Here is a 21,715-nt window from a genome sequence, read left to right as displayed (position 1 = left end):
GATCGCAACTTTCCGCAAGTGGTCAGAAATTGAAACGGTAGCCAATCCCAAAATAATATCTGCGTGATTTCTCTTTGTCCGCAGGAATATCCCGCTGGCCGAGTTCCGCCCCGGCTTCGAATTCGAACCAACTCGGCCCGCGCTGGTAATCGAGGCGCAATGCCGGTACGTAGAGTATTTCATCGGCGGCATCGACGCGGGTGGTGCGCATATCGACGCGCAGACGCGGCCCCAGGCGCCAATTCTGCGCGACCGGCAGTCGGGCCGCGAGGCCAACGGAGTCGAGATCGAAGGCATCGCTGCTCTGATGCCGCGCCGTGAGCGAGAACAGGTCGCCGGAGCGTAACCAGCTCGCCGCGAACAGCTGCAGCTGATAGGTCATATCGAGGCCCGACTCGGGCGTCGCCGCTACACCACCGGAGGCCGGCGTATCGGCATAGCGCGTGGCATAGGCGTCGAGCGATAGCTGGAAACGCTCGCCGAGCGGGCGCGCGAGCGAGACCGTATAGAGATCGCTCAGCACCGTGCGATCCTCCGCAAGCTGGCGGATTTCATCGTCGCTGAACAGCGTCCGCAATTCCGCGAGTGTCGCCACGGGCTGACCGATCAGCGCGTTGCGGGTGGTGAGCACGGGCGCATTGCGGTGATCGAGGTTGAAGCTCAGCGTCCAGCGCGCGGGCAGCGACCAGTTGCCCATCAGCACTGCGGTATTGAGCGTACCGAAGTAGGTGTCGAAATCGACGAGCGCGATCAGCGTGCGCCCCGGCACGAAGTAACGACCTTCGAAGCCGACGGCACGGCGGTCGGTGTCGCCCGAATACTGCTGGCCAACGACAAAGGTACCAAAGTCCCACTTGTCGTTGAAGGGGCCAAAATTGGCGGACAGGCCGACGAACTGGCGCGCAGTCGTCGGCGACTGGCGAGTCGATTCGACCGGGAAACCGGCCGCGGCGTTGACCGTGACACTGGGTTTCAGCTGGTATGACAGGTGCAGACCGTCGAAGGTGCCGAGCAGGCCCTCGGCGTTGCGTGCCTGGCGACCGACCCGGCCGGTCAGGCCGCGCTCGCGATCGCTGAGTTCGGCATAGGCATAGGAGACCCGGGTTTCATCGCCCGGTCCGCCGGTCAGCATGTCCTTGGCGAAACCCGCGGTCACGCGTCCGATGAAATCGAAGCGATCGCCGCGGTACTGGGAGATGAAATCGCCGTCCGTATACACGGCATTCTGGCTCTGGCGATCGATCGCCACTTCCGGGGCGTCCAGGGTGAATCGTTCCCAGCGATAGAGCTGCGAAGCACCGCCCCGAAAACTCCAGCCATGCTCGAATGCACCGAAGACATCGCGTGTCCCACGCTTGCCCGCCCGCCCCGCGAAGCGCAGCGCGCGCAGGCGCGAGCGAATGCGCCTGACGGCCTCGCCGTCGGGATAGCGGCGCAGATACTCCTCGTACTCCGCCTTGGCATGCGCGAGCTGGCCGGAGCGCTCGCGCGCAAGACCCAGCAATTCCTGCGCCTTGGCGCGCTGCAGGAATTCCGGTTGGCGGGTCAGTTTGGTGAGCAGCTCCACCGCTTTGGGGTAGTCCTTCTTGCGCAGCGCCGTTTCCGCCTGGTCCAGCAAGGCATTGCGCTCGGCGTCGGATAGTGGCGGATCGACCGGTACAGTGGCCGCAACGCTGGGATCGACCAGCGTACCTCCATCGGCCATGGTGACGGATTCGTCGTCGTCGATACCGAGCCAGGCGCGGGGGTATTGCTCCTTGGCCTTGCCAAGGAGGCGCTTGGCGTCGCGATCGTTCGCGATGGGGCCTACGCGCAGGCGATACCAGATCACGCCCTCGAGCTCCAGCGTCGAGACGCGGGCAGGAAGGCCAAGGAAGGCGCTCGCCGCGTCGATGTCGGTCTGCGAGAACTCGTTGCGCGATGAATCGAGATTGACCGCAAGACCGCTATAGGGCTGGTCGAATTCCTGGATCCGTACCGACGCCGGTTTGGCGGGTAGGGCATCGAGCAGGCGAAAACGAAAGCCACGGCCGTCGGTCGTTGGCGCCCACACGAAGTGCGACTCGTACTTCCAGCCGATGGTGATCAGCACCTCGCCAGGTACCGAGTCCTCGACGCGCACGCTGCGCACGAAATCCTCGCCGCCCACCAGCGGCGGTCGCTCACCGCCAATGAATTGCGGCGTGCCGCAATCCGCGCCGAGGCGCATGCGCACGGTGACTTCCTTGCCGAGATCCGCCGGTGAGTGCGACAGGTAGCGCAGCGAACAGTTGAACTGCAGGTAGATGTTGACGTTGCGCTCGGCCGCGCTGACATCGACGGTGTCTACCAGCCGCGTGACGCCCTGCGCCAGTGTCGTGCTCGACACAACACTGGCGAGGAGCGTAATGGCCGCAAGTGCCCGACCCTTAATTGAAGCCGTTGTCAGTAACTCGGTGTTGCGGGCCATTGCGGCGGCTCGAGATCGTGGTCAGGGTCGAATCGGTGTAGATATGACAGGCGCCCGAGCAATTACGCAGCTCGGAAACGGTGTACCTCGTATTGCCGTATTTTTTGTGCGGATCGGACTTGTATTGACCCGCATGGCAGCCCGCGCAGGCCGGGCGATAGGTTGCATTGCTCCATGTTGCCTGGTCCGTGTTGGTCGTATGGCAACTGGTGCAGGTCGTCGCCCGTCGGTGATCGCCCGGATACTCCGACGAGGTATGCCGGAAGGTGAGCGGTGTCCAGGCCGTGACCGAATGGCAGTAGATGCACTCGCGGCTCGTCTGCATGTGGCCGGTCGGCTTGCCCGTCGCCGAGGTGCCGTTGTGGCAGTTGTTGCAGCCGGTCGTCACGCCGGTATGGTCGAAGCCCGCCGGCAGCCAGGCGGTGGTGCTGTGGCAGACGTCGCACTCGGAATTCGTCTGCACGTGGTTGGTCGGCTTGCCCGTCGAGCGAATGCCATTGTGGCAAGTGCTGCAGGTGCCCGGCGCAACGCCCGCATGATCGAACACGGCCGGCCGCCAGGCGTTGGTGGTGTGGCAAGTGTCGCAGTTGTTGTCGCTCGGAATGTGGTTCTGCGTCTTGCCGGTGGCCGTGGTGCCGTTATGGCAGCTGAAGCAGGTGCCGCTCACCTGCGTGTGATCGACGCGCAGTGCCGGACGCCAGGCGGCCGTCGAGTGGCAGGACGCGCAGTTGTTGGTGCTGTTGATATGCGTCGGGTTCTTGCCCATCGCGATCGTGCCGTTGTGGCAGCTCTGGCACGTCCCCGTCACCTGGGCGTGATCGACGGTCGACACTGGCTTCCAGCCGGCCACCGTATGGCAGGCCTCGCAGGTATTGGTCGACGTGATGTGGCCCTGGTTCTTGCCGGTGGCATCGGTGCCGTTGTGGCAGCTGAAGCAGTTGCCCGTGATGCCGTTGTGGCTGAAGTTCGCCGGCAGCCAGGCCGTCGTGGTGTGGCAGTTCTGGCAGTTGTTGTCGCTCGCTATATGGTTCTGCGACTTGCCGGTCGCCGTCGTGCCGTTGTGACAGCTGAAGCAGCTGCCCGTCACCTGGGTGTGATCGACGCGTGAGACCGGTTTCCACGCCGCGACGGTGTGGCAGTTCTCGCAGGTGTTCGTCGAGTTGATATGACCCTGGTTCTTGCCCGTGGCATTGGTGCCGTTATGGCAGCTGAAGCAATTGCCCGTGATGCCGTTGTGGCTGAAGTTGGCCGGCAGCCAGGCGGTGGTGGCGTGGCAATTCTGGCAGTTGTTGTCGCTCGCGATATGGTTCTGCGACTTGCCGGTGGCGATCGAACCGTTGTGACAGCTGAAGCAGGTGCCGCTCACCTGGGTATGATCGACGCGCGTGACTGGAATCCAGGTCGTGGTCGAATGGCAGTTGCTGCAGTTGTTCGACGAATTGATATGGCCCTGGTTCTTGCCTGTGGCATTGGTGCCGTTATGGCAGCTGAAGCAAGTGCCCGTCACCTGCGTGTGATCGACGCGCGAGACCGGCTTCCAGACGTTCACCGTATGACAGGCCTCGCAGGTATTGCTCGTGTTGATATGGCCCTGGTTCTTGCCCGTGGCGTCGGTGCCGTTGTGGCAGCTGAAGCAATTGCCCGTGATGCCGTTGTGGTTGAAATTCGCAGGCAGCCAGGCGCTGGTGCTGTGGCAGTTCTCGCAGCTGTTATCGCTCGCCGGGTGATTCTGCGACTTGCCCGTGGCGGTCGTGCCGTTGTGGCAGCTGAAGCAGGTGCCGGTGACCTGCGTGTGATCGACACGCGTTGCCGGCTTCCAGGCGACGACCGAGTGGCAGCCTTCGCAGGTATTGGTCGAATTGATGTGGCCCTGGTTCTTGCCGGTGGCATCCGTACCGTTGTGGCAGCTGAAGCAATTGCCGGTGACGCCCGCGTGGTTGAAGTTCGCCGGGATCCAGGCATTGGTCGTATGGCAGCCCTCGCAGCTGTTGTCGCTCGCGATATGGCCCTGGTTCTTGCCCGTGGCCTGCGTGCCGTTGTGGCAGCTGAAGCAGTTGTTGGTGATACCCGCATGACTGAAATTGGCCGGCAGCCAGGCCGTCGTCGCGTGGCAGGTCTCGCAGTTGTTGCTGCTCGGAATATGGTTCTGCGTCTTGCCGGTCGCCGTGGTGCCGTTGTGGCAGCTGAAGCAGCTGCCCGTGACCTGAGTGTGATCGACGCGCGTCACCGGCCGCCAGGCCGTTACGGTATGGCAGGTCTCGCAGTTGTTGCTGCTGGCGATGTGATTGGTGTTCTTGCCAGTCGCCTGCGTGCCGTTATGGCAGCTGTAGCAACTTCCGGTGATGCCATTGTGGCTGAAGTTCGCCGGTAGCCAGGCGTTGGTGCTATGGCAGTTGTCACAGCTGTTGTCACTCGGAATGTGGTTCTGGGTCTTGCCCGACGCGGTCGTGCCGTTGTGGCAGGAGAAGCACGCGCCCGTGACCTGGGTGTGATCGACCCGCGTGACCGGCGCCCAGCTCACGACCGAGTGGCAACCCTCGCAGGTATTCGTCGAATTGATGTGACCCTGGTTCTTGCCGGTCGCATCGGTGCCGTTGTGACAGCTGAAGCAATTGCCCGATATGCCGTTGTGGCTGAAGTTGGCCGGTATCCAGGCGTTGGTGCTATGGCAGTTATCGCAGCTGTTGTCACTCGCGATGTGGTTCTGGCTCTTGCCCGTGGCGGTCGTGCCGTTGTGGCAGCTGAAGCAGCTGCCGGTCACCTGGGTATGGTCGACGCGCGTCACCGGCACCCAGCTCACGACCGAGTGGCAGCCCTCGCAGGTATTGGTCGAGTTGATATGGCCCTGGTTCTTGCCCGTGGCGCCCGTGCCGTTGTGGCAGCTGAAACAATTACCGGTGATGCCATCGTGGTTCACGTTCGCCGGCAGCCAGGCGGTCGTTGCATGGCAGTTCTGGCAATTGTTGTCGGTGGCCGGGTGATTCTGTGTCTTGCCGGTGGCCGTGGTGCCGTTGTGGCAGCTGAAGCAGCTGCCGGTGACTTCGTTGTGATCAACCTTTGTCGCCGGTACCCAGGCGGTGAAGGTGTGGCAGCTCTCGCAGCGATTGGTCGAACTGATGTGATCGGGCGCCTTGCCGGTCGCCTGCGTGCCATTGTGGCAGCTGTAGCAGTTGCCGGTGACACCCGTGTGATCAAAGCTCGAGGGCACCCAGGCCGTGGTCGAATGGCAGCGCTCGCAATTGTTGTCGCTCTGGATGTGGTTCTGCGACTTGCCCGTGGCATCGGTGCCGTTGTGACAGCTGAAGCAGGCGCCGATGACCTGGGCGTGATCGACGCGTGTCGGTGGCACCCAGAAATTGACGCTATGACAGGACTCGCAGGAGTCGGTTGAATTGATGTGGCCCTGGTTCTTGCCGGTCGCCTTGGTGCCGTTATGGCAGCTGACGCAGTTGCCCGTGACATTGGCGTGATCGAAGGCCGCGGGCAGCCAGGCCGAAGTCTTGTGGCAGGCTTCGCAACCCTGGGTGGTCGGAATGTGAGTGTCCGGCTTGCCGGTCGCCTGCACGTTGTTGTGGCAGGTCTCGCAGCTGCCGAGCGCGTCCGAGTGGTCGAAACGCACGGCCGGGGTGAACGTGGTTTCGTTGTGGCAGGCGTCGCAACGGTCGGTGCTGAGTATGTGAGTCGACGGTTTCGGCGTGGCGTTGATCTGCGTGCCCTTGGCATGACAGGCGGCGCAGTCGCGCGGCGTGCCGGAGAACACGGCATTGACGTGGCACAGCTCGCAGTTGACTTCGCGGTGCTTGCCGAGGAGCTCAAAGCCCGTCGTCAAATGGTCGAACTGCTGTTGCTGTTCTGTAGGTGCCGCTCCCGCGGCCAGCGAAACGAGAAGCAATATCGGCAACAGCAATGTAAGAGTGGATTTACGCATGGCGTCCCTCACTGGATGCGAGCGCCCTTGAATGTGATTGTTGTATGGCAGCGCTGGCATTGACGGCCGTACTGGCCGAGATGAATATCGTCGTCGCGATGGCATGACGCGCAGTCCTGCGCGAGCTTCACCTCACCGGCAGGTCGGCGGTGACAGTCGGCGCATTTCAACTTGCCGTGCGCACCGGTCAACGCGAAACCTGTTTCCTTGGCGTGGTCGAAATCCCAGATTTCCCAGCCATTGGTGTTGTGACAGTTGGCGCATTCCTCGCCGAGGCCACCCTTGTGCACGTCGCGATCGGCATGGCAGCCGTTGCACTCCTGGGGCGCGTCCTTGAACTCGAGCGTGCGATGGCACTGCGCGCAGCTGACGGCCACGTGCATGCCGAGGAGCGGAAACTCGGTCAGGTCGTGATCGAAGGCGATGTCGCTGTGCCAGTCATTCGTGCCGTGGCAGCTGTCGCAGGCAATGCCTAGTTTTTCGCCGTGCGGGTCGGTCGCGCGGTGACAGTCGATGCACTCCTTGCCGGGCTTCGCCTTGGCCACGGCTGTCGTGTGGCAGGCGTGGCAATCGAGTTTGGCGTGGGCGCCTTCCAGCGCGAATTTGTTCCGCGCCAGATGATCGTAGTCCATGTTCGCCCAGCCGTCGTTGTTGTGGCAGTCGTTGCACTTCTCGCCAAAGCGTCCGGCATGCGAGTCGTCGGCCGCGTGACAGCCGATGCAGGTGTTGGGGATTTCGTCCTCCATACGACCCGTCTTGTGGCAGTCGTTGCAGGCGATGACATTATGACGGCCGAGCAGCGCGAAACCGGTTTCCTTGGCGTGGTCGAATTTCGATACGGTCCAGCCGCTCGGCGTGTGGCATTCGGCGCAGTTCTCGCCGCGATCGCCACGATGCGCATCATCCGGCAGATGGCAGGAAATGCACGAGAGCGGAGCATTCTTGTACTTGCCGCCGAGGTGGCAGGCATTGCAGGCGACGTCCTTGTGCTTGCCGACCAGGGCGAATTTGGTCTTGCCATGGTCGTACTTGGCGGCGGCCCAGGTCGAGTTGTTGTGACAGTCGCCGCACTTCGCGCCGAGCTGGCCATCGTGCAGGTCGTCATCCTTGTGGCAGTTGCCGCAGCTCGATGACGCTTCGCGATAGAGTTTGCCTTTCTTGTGGCAGGCGGTGCAGGCCACGCTCTGATGTGCCCCTTCGAGCTTGAAGTCGGTCTGCTGGTGATTGAAGGTGGCGGGATTGAAATTGAGCACATCGCCATCGCGGCCATGGTGCTCGCTATGGCAGGCGGCACAGGCACCCGTCTCGATGGCGGCGAGGCGGCCGTGAAAACCGCGTTTCGCCTTGATGTCGTCCATGACCTTGTCGTGGCAATCGAGGCACAGCGCCGTCTGGCGGCTGCGGTCGGTCTTGTCGTGGCAGTTGCTGCAATCGGCTTCGTATTTGGCATGGGCAGCCGCGAGCTTGCCCGGCATGAGCAGCGTTTCGACATTGGCGGCCTGCCCCCTGGGGGCGAGCCCTGCAATGCTGCCGACGGCAATCACCAACCAAATCCTCCTGATCAACGAAGTCACTTTCATGCGTGCCCGGGCACGCTCAATAAACATGCACCGCAATGACGTGCACGATCCCGGCGATGAACAACAGGAACAGCAGCGGGACGTGCATCATGTGCCAGAGGGAGAACAATCGCTCATAGGTCTGGAACTCGGCCACCTCGCGCGTTGCTTTGAGGCGGTTGTTGATGTAGCGACGCAGCGCGCGCGAGAATCGCTCGTGCTGGGCGCTCAATGCCGGTGTGCGCACCGCAGCCTGTTGCATCTGGCGCAATACGATGCGCGTGACCCACCAGCGCTCGCGATACATGCGCAGTGGAATGGCGAACGGGCGCGTCAGAATCGAAAATGCGCCAGGCTTGTAGGCGAGGATGCGTTTCTCGGCCGTGTCGAGGTTCTCGAGCAGGTCCGGCACCAGCGCTGATCCGGACACTTTGCGCTTGAGGTCATCGGCTGCGACGCGCAATTCGCCCAACGAAGTCTTGCGACCATACAAACCGTGGTGGATGCGCGTGTAGAAGTATCGACCGACGAAACCGCTGCCGGCCACGGTGAGCATGGCGATCAGCGCCGCATTGCTGTTGGTGGCGCCGAGCGAGAAATTGGAGTGATACAGAATGAGCAGGGGTCCGATGATGCCAAGCAGCATATGGCCCTGGAACCAGACTTTCATGCCGCCCAGGACCTTCAGCCAGGTGAAGCGCTTGCGCAGCGGGTAGAGCAGGATCAGCAGCATGCTGCTGCCGCCGATGATGCCGAGCCAGTAGCCAACGCCTGTCTCCGGCGTGAGGTAACGCTCGGTCGGGAAATAGAAGCCGAAGATGATGGCAACGGCGGCGAGGCCGAAACCGAAGCGGGCCGACAGGAGCAGCGCGAGAAATTTCGATTCGACCGGTGCGACATGGTCCTCTTCGGCCGCTGCGGGTGCCGGCGCTGGCGGCCTGGGCTTGGGAGGAGTGGCTCCGGCCTGCGGTGGCGCGGCAGGTTTCGGCGCGCGCTGTGCGGTTGCCGTGCGGGCCGGATTGCGCGCCGGCGCTGCGGGCCGGGGCTGCGCAACCGGCGGACGCTTCGCTGCCGGAGCGCTGCGCGGAGGGGTCGCTTCGAGATCAGCGACGACGATTTTCTGTGGTCTGCTCATTTGTTGTTATCGCTTTGCCTGACTAGCCGACTTCTTCGTTGATGAGGACACGAACTGGTGCGCTCGCGGCTGACTGATCGATGACCTTGCTGCGTCCGCGGAGATCCCCGGGCGCCGGGTCTGCGGAACCACTTTGGGAAATCCGCGCCTCGACGACGACTCGCTGGAACTGCGAGAGCCGGCGGGTCGGCATCATGGCCTGACTGTCATCGAGACGAAATGTCACCGGCCAGGACTTCACGGCCGTGCGCAACACCGCGAGCGGCGGGCCGGGCTGGCCCTCGGCTTTTGCGAATACGTAGAGCACCGCGCCGGGCGCCGCCTTGGCCCGCCACCTGGCATCGATTTCGATCTCGCCGCTGATACCGGCGGACCTGGCAGCTGCGGGTGCCGCGGCTGTTGGTGCGCCGGTCATTTTCGCGCGGGCTTCGTCGAGATTGGCGCGGATGATGCGGGCATCGGAGGCATCGGCCGGCAACATTGCCAGCATTTTCTCCCAGGTGGCGGCCGCCGCCTTGTAATCGTCCTGCCGCGTCTGCCAACTGCCCTTCAACCACAGGCCTTTCATGTGATTGGGATCGAGCGCGAGCGCGGAGTCGATCATGCGGGCACTGTCGGCATTGAGGCCGCCCGATGAAGCCGCCGTTGCGTCCGCATAGTCGGCCCACAGATCGGCGTTCATGGCCTTCAACTGCACCAGGCGCTCGAAAGCAGCGAGCGAATTGGTGAAATCGCGTCGCTGCCGGTAGCCCTCGGCGAGCAAGGCCCAGGAATCGGCGTCGTTCGGGTTGTCACGCACGCGGGCACGCAGCGCCTCGAGACCCTGGTCGCTGCGCTGGCTACCGCCGAATTCCTCGGCGTTCCACGGCGAGACCTCGGTACCTGCACGCACGGCGTCGGCACGGGCCTGCGCGGCTTCTGCGGCAGCACTGCGTTGCTGGAATGCATAGGACTGCGACAGCAACTCCCAGCCATCGGCATCCTGTGGGCTCGCGCTCAAACGCGTCTCGAGATTGGCAATGGCCTGGGTCATGTCGCCCGCGGCCGCGCCGTCGCCCATGGCGCCGGCGTGAGGTGGCGCGCCCGCGGCCTGCGCGGACGCCGAGACTCCCGTCAGCGACCAGGAGCCAACCCAACGATAGGTGGCGAGTGAGGCAACGGGCACGATGATGGCAATCGCGAGTGCGATCAGCAGTCGACGCTTCTTGATGGCTGCGGCTTCGTCAGCTGTTGGCGCGCGCCAGAGCACCGGAGCGATCAAGGTGGCGCACACGGCGACGACCAGAACGGTAGCGATGGTCCAGAAGACTGGGTTCACAGGCGGGCTCCATTGCCGTCGCCGAAAAGCGACAGTAAGTTCCTGATTTGCAAACTAAACCGAGCGTGCAGAGTCTATGTTTTGGGCGCCCCCAACAAGTAGGGAATGCCCCCAAACAGGCGTCACAGCTCACATTCCCGGCGACAGCCGCCACGTTTCGGCAAATTGATCAAGCGACAGGCCGCAAGGGCAGGCTAAATTGCGCCTGCATCTGTTAAACGGCAAGTCCGGTTTCGAGGCGAATTCGGGTTATGGCGGAGTATTGGCAATGGGCGGTCTATGTCGCGCCGCTGGTTTTTCTGTGGTGGTGGTTTCATCGCCGCGCGAAGACCCGGCATGTCGCGAGTCTCGAAGTGCTCGAGGAAGCGCGCGAGGCCGGACTGACCGAACCGGTCTCGCTGCATCCGGTCATTGATCCCAACAAGTGCCTCGGCTGCGGCGCCTGCGTGCGCGCCTGTCCCGAGCAGCCGGAACACACGGTGCTCGGTCTCGTGCAGGGCAAAGCGCAGCTGATTTCGCCGACCGACTGCATCGGGCACGGCGCCTGCAAAATCGCCTGTCCGCTCGATGCCATCGATCTCGTGTTTGGTACGGAGACGCGCGGCGTCACCATTCCCGTCGTCTCGCCCACTTTCGAGACCAGCGTCCCCGGTATCTACATCGCCGGCGAGCTCGGCGGCATGGGGCTCATCAAGAATGCGTTGACGCAGGGGCGACAGGCGGTCGAGGCCATTCACCGCCTGCGCAAGAATCCGCATGCCAAAGTTGCCGACCTGATCGTGATCGGCGCCGGGCCGGCCGGTTTTGGCGCCGCGCTGACGGCCACGTCGCTCAAGATGAAATACCTCGTGCTCGAGCAGGAATCGCTCGGCGGCTGCGTTTTCCAGTACCCGCGCGGCAAGCTGGTCATGACCCAGCCCGCCGAGCTGCCCATCGTCGGGCGCATCAAGATCACGACCACCTCGAAGGAGGACCTGCTCAGCTTCTGGCAGGAGACCGAGCGCAAGGTACGCATGCCGATCCGCTATCAGGAGCACGTCAAGAGCGTCGAGCAGACGCCCCGCAAGACTTTCATTATTACGACTTCCAAGACACGTTACGAAACCAACTCCGTGCTGCTCGCCATCGGCCGGCGCGGTACGCCGCGCAAGCTGGGGGTGCCCGGCGAGGACTTGCCGAAGGTCGTCTATCGCCTGGTCGATCCGGATCAGTACAAGGGCCAGCGCGTGGTGGTCGTGGGGGGTGGTGACAGCGCGCTCGAGGCGGCCGCCAGCATCGCGGAAATCAACGACAAGCCCGTCATACTGTCGTACCGTGGCGACGCTTTCCAGCGCGCGAAACAGAAAAACCGCCAGCGTGTGGCGGCGGCAGAGCAGAATAAGCAGCTCACCGTGCTTCTGAAGTCGAATGTGCGCTCCATCGAGGCCGATACCGTTGTGATCGAGCACAATTCCAAACTCCTCAAGGTGGGCAATGACGCCGTCATCGTCAATGCAGGTGGCGTGCTGCCCAACGATTTTCTGAAATCGATGGGCGTCGCTGTGGAAACCAAGTACGGCACCGCCTGAGATCACTCCGGAGTCACCATGCTTGCAGAACTCGGTAGCCTCGCGCTGGTATTGGCATTGCTGCTCGCTCTCGTGCAATCGGTGACCGCGTTCGCATCGCTCAGCAATCCGCGACCCGAATGGGCCCTCATCACCCGCAATGCCCTCGTGGGTCAGTGCCTGTTGGTGTTCGCGGCTTTCGCTTGCCTGATCGCCCTGTTGGTGAGGCTGGATTTTTCAGTGCTTTACGTTGCGCAGAATGCCAATAGTGCGTTGCCCGTCTTCTATCGCGTGGCGGCGGCCTGGGGCGCGCATGAGGGATCGCTGTTGCTGTGGATCGTGGTGCTCAGTATCTGGAGCCTTGCGGTCCTCGCGACCAGCCGGCAAACACCGAACCATCTGACCCAACCCGTCTATGGCGTGTTGGGCGCCGTATCGGTCGGTTTTCTTGCGTTCACGGCCTTGACCTCGAATCCCTTTGCGCGACTATGGCCCGCGGCCGCGGATGGCAATGACCTCAATCCACTCCTGCAAGACGTCGCGCTCGCGGCGCATCCACCGATGCTCTACATGGGCTACGTCGGGTTTTCCGTTACTTTCGCATTCGCATTTGCCGGCATGGTCGTCGGGCGCATCGATCCGGACTGGGCGCGTACCACCCGCCGCTGGGCGAACCTCGCGTGGATCTTCCTGACGGTTGGCATCACGCTCGGCAGCTGGTGGGCGTATTACGAGCTCGGCTGGGGCGGCTGGTGGTTCTGGGATGCCGTCGAGAACGCATCCTTCATGCCCTGGCTGGTGGGCACGGCATTGATCCATTCGTTGATCGTCACAGAGAAGCGTGGCCTGTTCCAGAGCTGGACCTTGTTGCTGTCGATCATTGCCTTCTCGCTTTGCCTCCTTGGCACCTTCCTGGTCCGCTCCGGGGTCATCGTATCGGTGCACTCCTTCGCGGCGGATCCGGGCCGCGGCGTTTTCATCCTGGCCTTGCTGCTCTTCTATATAGGCGGCGCATTGGTCATGTATTCGTTGCGCGCCAAGTCGCTGCGCTCGACGGCGGGTTTCGCGCTGTGGTCGCGGGAGTCCTTCCTGCTGTTCAACAACATGTTGCTGCTCGCCGCAACGGGCGTGGTCTTCGTCGGCACGCTCGCACCGCTGTTCGCCGATGCGCTGGGCCGTCAGGCGTTGAGCGTCGGTCCGCCCTATTTCAATGCGACCTTCCTGGTGCCGATGCTGCCGATGTTGCTGCTGCTCAGCGTCGGTATGCACGCGGCCTGGAAACGGCCGCACTTCCTGCGGCCGGTGCGCAGGATCCTGCTGGTGGCCGCGATCGTACTCGTCCTCGCGCTCACCTCGCAGTGGTTCATGTACAGCCACCTCGACTGGCGCGCGACCTTGTTGCTGGTTGCGGGTCTGCCGGTGGCGGTTTCGGCGCTCGCCGAAATCGTGCTGCGGCTGCGCGAGCGGCAGACATTCACGCGCGAGCATCTCGGCATGTGCGTGGCGCATCTTGGAGTCGGCGGCTTTGCGGTGGCGATTGCCGTGGTGGCGGCGTTCTCCACCGAATCGGATACGCGGCTTGGCGTCGGCGATTCGGTGACCGTGGCGGGGTATCAATTCACCTTCAAGGCGCTGCGCAACAACGACGGGCCCAACTACCAGGCCGTGCAGGCGGATGTCGTCATCGCCAGGAACGGCAAGGCGGTCGCAACCCTCACACCAGAGAAGCGGGTTTATCGCGTCCAACAAAATCCCATGACCGAGGCGGGCATATTGCCGGGCATCACGCGCGACCTGTTCGTCGCGCTTGGTGAACCGCTCGGTGAAAATGCCTGGAGTTTCCGGATCCAGTACAAGCCCGCATTGCGCTACGTGTGGTTGTCGGCGTTGCTGATGGCGCTAGGCGCATTGCTGTCATTGAGTGGCCGGCGATTGCGGCAGGCGGCCGTCGCGGCCGCCGCAAGCGTGGCACTGGTGGGTAATGCAGCGGCCGCCGATGGCATCGAGAGCGCACGCGTTGCGATCCAGACCAAGCAATTCGCCGCGGCCGTGAAGCAGCTCGAGACGCCAGCCAGGGCGGGTGAGGCCGATGCACAATACCTGCTCGGCGTCGCGGCGTTGAACGGACTCGGCATGCCCGAGGATGACGCGCTTGCAAAGGAGTGGTTGCGCAAAGCGTCCGAGCAGCGCCATGGCGCTGCGGCATTCGCATTGGCGGGGATGCTTTCGCAGGAAGATGGGGCCTCGGTCGAAGAAATCTGGCGGCTGGTGCAAGTGGCCGCCGATGCGAAATACCAGCCGGCCATCGACGCTCTCAAGGACAAGCGCCTGCCCATGGCAGCCGTGTGGCCGGGTCGCGATGCAGCGCGGGAACTTCGCTTCGGCGTCGCGCGGCTTGCGGCTGCAGACGATGACAGTGGTCGGCTCGATGCCGTAGGGGCCGCCGAGTTCGCTACGACCCAGGACGGCTTCGGTCGCGGCTTGCTGCACGCGGCAGCCATGGCCGGTGCCGAGCGCAGCACCCGCTGGCTGCTCGAAAAGCAATTCCCCATCGATGCAGCGGATCAGTTCGGAACCACGCCGCTCATGCTGGCAGCCGAAGCCGACAAGCCGGCGGCGCTCGGCGTGCTGCTCGCTGCGGGCGCGAAACCGCAGCTGCGCGACAGCGCGGGCCGCGATGCGCTCGCCTATGCGACCTGGGCCAATCGCACCGGGTCGCTGACCCTGCTTCTCGACGCCGGCGCCAAGATCAATGCGACCGACAAGCGCGACTGGACGGCGCTCGACATTGCGATCCAGAGATCGCGCGATGAGGCGGCGGAACTGCTGCGCGCACGCGGCGGAGTTGCCAAGCAGGGCAGTCGCAGCAATGCGCTCGCGACCAATCTCGACACGGCGCGGCTTGGGCGTCTGTACCAAGGCTGGGAGCCACTGCAGCTGGCCGCGAGTCGCGGCGACGTCGCGTTGATGCGCCAGTCGCTCGCGCAGGGCGGCAAGGTCAACGCCGCTACGCCCCAGGGCGATCGTGCCATCCATTTGGCGGCGCGTGCAGGCTCCGTCGAGGCCGTCGACTTGCTGTTGAAGTCCGGCGCCGACGCTGCGGCAACAAACGCCAGCGGCCAGTCGTTGCTGACCCAGGTGGCCGCGAGCGGCAATGTCGATCTGGTGCAGCTGCTGCTGCGGGCCGGTGTCAGCACCGGCAAGGATGAGCCCGTATTGCTGGTGCAGGCGGCATCGCGTGGTGATGCAGCGATGGTGCGCACGGCGCTCGCCGCCGGGGCGGACGTCGAGAGCCGTCACGACAGCTGCGGAACCGCGCTGCTGTGCGCAACGCGCTCGGGCGATGCCGATACCGTGCGTGCCTTGCTCGAAAAGGGCGCGAACCCCAATGCCAATGACAAGGACCGGCGGGCAGCGCTGTGGTATGCCGCGAGTGCCGGCCGGGCCGATCTCGTTGCTCAATTGCTGGCGGCTCGTGCTTCGGTCGACGCCATCGACCGCAATGGCAGTACGGCGCTGATGGCCGCAGCCGGCAATGGCGATGGCAAGGTCGTGGCCGCTTTGCTGGCGGCCGGCGCCAACGTCAATGCCAGCAATGATCGCGGCAATACGCCGCTCATCGCTGCGGCGGAAGCGGCCGATGTTGCCGTCATCAAGTCGTTGCTCGCGGCTCGCGCGCGGATCGATGCGCAGAATACCCATGGCGACACGGCGTTGATGATCGCCGTGCGTCGCGGCCACGTGGCCGCCGCGAAGCTGCTGGTCGAGGGCGGCGCATCGCGCAGCATCCGCAACAAGGATCGCGCCACCGTGGTGGATGTCGCGAAGGAACGCGGGCTGAGCCAGCTGCTCGCCGTGCTCGGGTCCTGAACCGCGACGTCCGGGCCAGGCCTAGTGTTTCGCGTTGCCGCCCAGTGCGGCGAGTAATTCCTCGCTTGCGAACGGCTTGGTGAGCACGACGTCAGCGCCGCTTTTCTTTGCTGCCGCGAGATAGGCCGTGGTGGTGATCGCCCCGGGTTTGTAGGCGCTCGGTCCGAAGTTGCCGCCACCCGAAATGGCCACCACTCGCAGGGACGGTTGCAATTCTCGCGCAACGCGAATGAGTTCGACGCCATTGCCCTTCGGCATGATGATGTCGGTCACGAGCACATCGAAGCTCGATTCGCGCAGGGCGCTGACGCCGGCGTCAAAGCCCGACGCGACGGTGATCGTGAAATTCGATCGTTCGAGCACACGCTTGATGGCGTCGCGAACGTCGGGTTCGTCGTCTACGATGAGTACCGATGGCATCATGATGCTCCGCTGCTTGGTTCATTGTCGCCTGCGGCGATCGGAAATGACAGTGTGATGGTCGTGCCCTGTCCCGGTTCGCTGTCAACATCGATGCTGGCATTCAAACTGGTGGCGATACCGTGCACGACGGACAGGCCGAGCCCGGTGCCTTCGCCCACCTCGCGTGTCGTGAAGAAAGGCTCGAAAATGCGTTCGGCGACCTGTTTGTCCATGCCATGACCGCTGTCTGAAATCGCGAGCCGCAGCCAGCCCTGCGGCGCCTGCGAATCCGCCGGAGCGGTGCCGAGCGACACCGCGAGCCGGCCGCCGTCGGGTTGCATTGCCTGGTAGGCATTGCTGCAAAGGTTCATCACCACTTGCGTGATCAACGTATCCTGGGCACGGATCGGTGGGCATCGCACCGGGATATCGACAGCGAGCTCGATGTTTGGAGCAATGAGGGCCTCGAATACGTGCAAGGCATCCCGCACGACCGGTGCGATATCTATCGGTGTCAGCACCTCTTCATCGAGTTGCCTGCTGAAGGTGAGTATCTCGCGCACGATGCGTTTCGCACGGCCGGTGGCCTGCAGGACCCGATCGAGGTCCCTGCGCGCCTGGCTGTCGGCTGCCGTGTCGTCTCGCGCGGTTTCGGTAAAGAGCTGGATCGGAACGAGCGTATTGTTGATCTCGTGGGCGATGCCACCTGCCAATGTGCCGATGGTCTCGAGATTCTTCTTGTGACGCAGCTGACGCTCGAGCGCGAGCCGCTCGGCCTCGAGGCGCGCGCGCCGATCGATTTCGCCGCGCAGCCGCTCATTGACACCCACGAGCTGCTGGCGCATGCGTTCGAGATCGTGCGCCAGATCGCGTACCTCGACGAAAGTCGAATCGGTTGCGAGCGGCAGCGATGTTTCGCCCGATGCGACCCGGCGCGATGCCAGTGCGAGCACCTGCAGCGGACGTGACAGACGTGTCGCGAGATAGATGCCGAAGGTGAGCAGCAGCGTGAAATACACGGCCATCGCGAGCAATACCCGGGTCTTCGACGTGGCAATTTCGGCGGCAGTCAGTGTTTCGTCGAATCCGAGGTGCAGCGTTGCCGACAAAGGTGGTCGTTCGATCGGTACGGTGAGGAAATAGGTCGAGTCGCCGCCCGCGCCGAACTGGAAGTCGTCGGCGGGCGGGTGCTCGAGCTGCAGGGTGCCCACCGAGCTGCGCAGCTGCTGGTCACCGACAACGAGCGTGGCATAGACCCCTTCGCCGCTCAGTATCACGCTGTCGAGCAGGCTGATCGAGCGCACGTCGGATTGCAACGCGTCACCCAGTTCGAACTCATCGGCGACCAGGCGCGCGAAGGTGCGCACCTGGCTCACGAACAGGCTGGTGTGACTTCGCGTCAGGATGTATGACAGGCTCAGGTACAGCGCCGGCAGCAGCACGGCATGCACGAGGATCACGGCCAGGGCGATCCGGCCGCGCAATGTTCCGGTCAGTTTTTCCATATGACCCGCAGGATGCGCAGCGAGTCGATGTTGCCGACATCGCTGCGCCGGGCAAAGGCGATCGAATGCGGAAAATCGCGCAGTGCTTTCAGCAATTCTTCGCGCGACTTCACCTCGAGCGGGCGCAGGCGCCCCTGTTGCATGCCGAGTGTCAGCAGGCGATGGTCATAGGCCCGCTCGGACATCGCCGTGACGTTCTGCAGGAACACCTCGTCCATGCGGCCACCGTCGGTATGGCGAATGGCGCGAATGATGCGCCCGTTGCGCGCGACCGGCAGGCCAAGGAACAGCTTGCGAACCTCGATCGGATCGACGGATTCGATCCTGCTCGAGACCGGCGTGACCAGGACATACTCTTCCCGGCCGTCGGCCGCGCTAACCGCGCAGCCCAGGGCCAACGCGAACAATAGGATTGTTGCTCGGCGTGACATCGCGCTTACGGAAATGCCGCACTCCACTGCAGGCGCGCCTCGAAGAAATCGTCCTGCAAGGTCGTGGTATCGGCCAATTCGAGCGACAGCGCATTGCGGCGGCTGAGGGCGAAACGCAGGCCCGCGGCACTGCGGCGCGTGACCACATCCGGGAACAGTCGCAAATAGCGCGAGTCCGGCGCCTGCCCCATCTGCTCGTGGCGCGCAAAGGCGGCGAGGCGGTCATTGATGGGTGCTTCGATCTGGAGGTAACCAATAAGCAGACCATCGTGGCGCGGGTCCACAGCATCGACCAAGACCGTGTCGAGCCAGTACAGGGTGCCAAGAATGCGCAGATCGCCGACATTCCAGTTCACGCTGGCGCCGTACAACCATTGATCGATATGGTCGAATGCAGTGCTCGCAATGAGATCGCCGGTCTTTCCGACTTCGTTATGCGCGACCGACAGCGACAGCCGGTTCTCGCCCAATTGATGGGGCAGGTAGTCGATGCGCGCCGCATAGGCCGCCAGGTCGGGCCCGGTGCGGTTCTGGATGATCTCCGCAGGCTGCAACGCGAGATCGCCGACCAGCGGCGAAATGCCCGCGGCGAATGCGATGAACAGGCCCGCTTCGTTTCGAAGCGCGCGGCGCGACTCGATCATCAATCCTTCGACATGTTGGGGAATGATGCCGCCCAGGTCTTCCCAGCGCTCGGCAGCGGGCCGGGTAATCGCGGTCTGCAGGAACTGGCCGTGGTGGTGATCGGAATTCCAGAAGCTTGCCGGCTGATGGAAACGCCCGATCCAGATCAGGGTGTCGGGCAGGGGTTCCCATCCGATCTGGAAGCGCTCGAGGTCGGATTCATCGGTCGAGGCGACGAATTCCCCGAGCACGCGGAATTTGCCGAAACCGGCACTTCCCAGAATGTCGACGCTCGCGACAGCATCGGAGGTCTCGAAGCCGGCCTCACCCGCGGCGCCGTTGTCGCGCAATTCAATGCTGGGGAAAAACAGCAACTGCCCCATCGCGTGTTGATGGTCGGCAGCAGCAACCGGCAGCGCCACGAGCAATCCAAGCACCGCGGCAAGGTGCAAAAAGTGAGTCCGCGAGAACGGCATGACGAGGTCCCAAGAACGGCAATCCCGCCGCATTGTGCGGCGAGTGGTGGTTTACCACCAGTGCAGGGTGCCGCTTTCCAGCGGTTTTATGTCAGCTGACGGCGCCCGGTTCAGGGCTCGATCCATTCGCGACGGCCCACCTGCGGGTTCCCCGCCGCAAGGCTCACGCCCACCACGAAGGCACCGCGCGCCAGCGTGCGCTGGTCGGGCCCCAGGGTCGTGATCGGGTAGACCGTCGTCATCTGGGTGCCGTCGAGCGTGTGTTCCAGTGTCTCGAGCAGGTAGTCGCGGTAGAAATTGCTCTCCATGTCGGCCAGTGCTTCGCCGACCACATGGCAGGCGAACAGCACCTTGCCGGCCGGAACCGCTGCGAGGTGGCTCAAGCCGTAGCGACGCAGCCACATCACTTCGCGTGGAAAAGCGCGTGTGTCTGAACCCGGCAGACTATAGGGGTGCACGTGACGTATGAGCGGTAGCAGCGAATCGGGCAGATCGTGATCCCAGCGCGTGAAGGCTGCGGTGGTGTAGATGTCGTGGAGCGTGTAGCCCGGACTGGCGATGGCGAGCGCCGCGAGGGATTCAGGGTCGACCCAGGCAACGACCTGCTGCGAAACGCCGGCACGAAGCCAATCGCGCCATTGTTTCGCTGTCACGACTCGACCTGGGGCGATCGATCGTACGACGAGCGACGCCTGTTGCGCAGTTGGCCAGCGCTCCTTGAAAGCGCCCAACGCGGCCCTGCCGCGAGCATCATCGACATATACCAGCAAGGTTTCTTGCATCTGCGACAGTCGAGCACTGGCGTGGGCCGCCGTCACTTCGGCTTCGAGCGCCACGCCGCGCGAGAAGTACAGTGGATAAAAATCCCTGCGATGGCCCTCCGGGGCATCGGCCAGCGGCAGGATGCAAGGGATCTCCCGCGCTTCACAGAATTCATGCACGCCCGCCCAATCATCTCCGGCGGCGCCGGACAGCAAGGCAAAGGGCGGATTCGCCTCGTAATAGGCGTCGAGCTGCTCGCGCCAGGTGCTTGCCGGGCCGTGCAGGCGCCAGATGCGGAAATTCCAGTGCCGGAAAGCACGGTCCCGGCTTTGGCCATAGGCATGCTGGGCAGCCGCCGCGCGATCGGCTTCGCGCCGCGAGCCGCCATTCTTGAGCGCGACATATTGCGCCGTGACTTTTTCCACAGCGAGGCGCTCCTCTGCGCTTGCGCTGTCGGCAATGACGGTCGCCAGTTCAATTTCCTCGTCGGTTACGCCGGGTGCGGGGCTCCGTCCCAGCGTCTGCAGATAGGCAAATAGTGCATCGGCATCGGTTGCAGTCAGCTGGTATCTCGGCATCAGCGGATCGAGTGCGCGCCCATCGGCGGCGATGCCGGCGACCACAGCACGCAGGAGTGTCGACTTGTCATAGGCCGGCCGCAGGGGCGGGCGCTTGTTGGGCGCGAACAATGCAGGAGACGTCAGATTGAGAGAACGCGAATAGCCACCCTCGGCAATGCCGATGCCGCTGCGCCGATGGCAACTGGCGCAGGCACCCGCGCCTGCCGGCAGTGAGACATCGCCCTGTACGATGGCCCGCACGGGTCCACCGTCGACAGCGATCGCCTGGCGATAGATTCGCTTGCCGAGCCGCTCAGGACTGTCAACGGTTGTCGCTGTGGCGAGCGTCGCCGCAATCGCCAGCAGTGAGGTGCCGATCAGCGCCTGGCGACGCGCAGGTCGATTCGGTCGGGCTGCCGTCAGGAACTGATGTCCTGCCAAATGCTCGCCAGCTCCTTGGCCGACGTCAGTCCTTCGACACGAGTCCACTCGTGTGCGCCGCTCGGTCGGAGCAAGGTCAGGGCAAAGTGGTTGACCTTGCTGCCACGGTAGGCATCGAACACCCTGAGTACGCGCAGCACGTCGGCGCTGGAGCCTGTCAGAAATGTCCATTCGGCGCCGTATCGGGCGGCGTAGGCTTTGAGTACATCGGAGGAATCGTAGCTCGGATCGATCGAGATCGACACCATCACGGGCCGATGCGGATCGTCGGCAACCGCGCGCCCAAATTGCAGCATGGTCGCTGTCATGACCGGACAGATCGTGGTGCAGGTCGTGAAGATAAAGTTGAGCGCGATCGGACGCCCTTCGGCCAGCAGCTGTCTGAGATCGACTTCCTCACCTGTTTCGTCGCGCAGGCTGACGGCGGGAACGTCGTAGCTCACACGCGAGGTCGAAGTGGGTGTGGGGTGGGCCATCATGGCGTGATGCGCAGCGTGATCCTCCATGCCATCGGCTGCCGCAACGCTCGCCGCAACGCACAGGGCGAGGCAGGCGATCAGGTCGCGTGATGTTCTTTGCGCGCGGGCCAGGTAGCGCATGTCTTATCCCTCGAATGCCTCATCCGGCGACGGGGTAATTGTCGCCGCATGGACGGTGATTTTCCCATGGGCTTGGGCGCGCAATGCGATCTACAGTGTTGTGCTACCT

General features: G+C 63.6%; 13 protein-coding genes. 2 read left to right on the top strand and 11 right to left on the bottom strand.

Annotation, left to right across the window (positions count from 1 at the left end; all coding sequences use genetic code 11):
* Positions 1-22: 22 nt before the first annotated feature.
* From R3E77_14640 to R3E77_14620, 5 genes are read right to left on the bottom strand one after another with little or no spacing between them, the layout of a single operon-like run.
* On the bottom strand, positions 23-2,449 hold the full coding sequence (locus R3E77_14640) for a hypothetical protein (GenBank protein ID MEZ5500647.1): 2,427 nt from the start codon (positions 2,447-2,449) through the stop codon (positions 23-25).
* Positions 2,409-6,377 (bottom strand): hypothetical protein, encoded by a 3,969-nt coding sequence (locus tag R3E77_14635; protein ID MEZ5500646.1) that lies wholly within the window; start codon positions 6,375-6,377, stop codon positions 2,409-2,411. The genes R3E77_14640 and R3E77_14635 overlap by 41 nt, the downstream gene beginning before the upstream one ends.
* 8 nt (positions 6,378-6,385) lie before the next feature.
* Positions 6,386-7,924: a cytochrome c3 family protein gene (locus R3E77_14630; protein ID MEZ5500645.1), complete on the bottom strand. Its 1,539-nt coding sequence runs from the start codon at positions 7,922-7,924 to the stop codon at positions 6,386-6,388.
* Positions 7,925-7,973: 49 nt separating this feature from the next.
* Positions 7,974-9,071, bottom strand: a complete 1,098-nt coding sequence (locus R3E77_14625; protein MEZ5500644.1) for a hypothetical protein — start codon at positions 9,069-9,071, stop codon at positions 7,974-7,976.
* Positions 9,072-9,093: 22 nt separating this feature from the next.
* Positions 9,094-10,389: a hypothetical protein gene (locus tag R3E77_14620; protein ID MEZ5500643.1), complete on the bottom strand. Its 1,296-nt coding sequence runs from the start codon at positions 10,387-10,389 to the stop codon at positions 9,094-9,096.
* A 251-nt stretch (positions 10,390-10,640) separates the two neighbouring features.
* Between R3E77_14620 and R3E77_14615 the strand changes: the two genes are divergently transcribed.
* On the top strand, positions 10,641-11,957 hold the full coding sequence (locus R3E77_14615) for an NAD(P)-binding domain-containing protein (protein ID MEZ5500642.1): 1,317 nt from the start codon (positions 10,641-10,643) through the stop codon (positions 11,955-11,957).
* A gap of 18 nt (positions 11,958-11,975) precedes the next feature.
* Complete coding sequence (locus tag R3E77_14610) at positions 11,976-15,806, top strand: heme lyase CcmF/NrfE family subunit (protein MEZ5500641.1); 3,831 nt, start codon at positions 11,976-11,978, stop codon at positions 15,804-15,806.
* 21 nt (positions 15,807-15,827) lie between these two features.
* On the opposite strand, the gene R3E77_14605 is transcribed toward R3E77_14610, so the two are convergent.
* The 6 genes from R3E77_14605 to R3E77_14580 all read right to left on the bottom strand — a co-directional run bounded on the left by R3E77_14605 (position 15,828) and on the right by R3E77_14580 (position 21,606).
* Positions 15,828-16,229: a response regulator gene (locus tag R3E77_14605; GenBank protein ID MEZ5500640.1), complete on the bottom strand. Its 402-nt coding sequence runs from the start codon at positions 16,227-16,229 to the stop codon at positions 15,828-15,830.
* Entirely contained in the window at positions 16,226-17,713 is a 1,488-nt protein-coding gene (locus R3E77_14600) for an ATP-binding protein (GenBank protein MEZ5500639.1), read from the bottom strand. Before R3E77_14600 ends, R3E77_14605 begins: the two co-directional genes overlap by 4 nt.
* Entirely contained in the window at positions 17,701-18,120 is a 420-nt protein-coding gene (locus tag R3E77_14595) for a hypothetical protein (protein ID MEZ5500638.1), read from the bottom strand. The genes R3E77_14600 and R3E77_14595 overlap by 13 nt, the downstream gene beginning before the upstream one ends.
* Positions 18,121-18,149: 29 nt before the next feature.
* Complete coding sequence (locus R3E77_14590; GenBank protein ID MEZ5500637.1) at positions 18,150-19,244, bottom strand: hypothetical protein; 1,095 nt, start codon at positions 19,242-19,244, stop codon at positions 18,150-18,152.
* 110 nt (positions 19,245-19,354) lie between these two features.
* On the bottom strand, positions 19,355-21,007 hold the full coding sequence (locus R3E77_14585; protein ID MEZ5500636.1) for a c-type cytochrome: 1,653 nt from the start codon (positions 21,005-21,007) through the stop codon (positions 19,355-19,357).
* Positions 20,986-21,606 (bottom strand): SCO family protein, encoded by a 621-nt coding sequence (locus R3E77_14580; GenBank protein ID MEZ5500635.1) that lies wholly within the window; start codon positions 21,604-21,606, stop codon positions 20,986-20,988. The genes R3E77_14585 and R3E77_14580 overlap by 22 nt, the downstream gene beginning before the upstream one ends.
* Positions 21,607-21,715: the final 109 nt, after the last annotated feature.

This window comes from Steroidobacteraceae bacterium (genome assembly GCA_041395505.1).
Taxonomy (GTDB): Bacteria; Pseudomonadota; Gammaproteobacteria; order Steroidobacterales; family Steroidobacteraceae; genus JAWLAG01.
The sequence above is the reverse complement of the archived record's forward strand: the minus strand, read 5'-3'. Positions and strand labels throughout refer to the sequence as shown.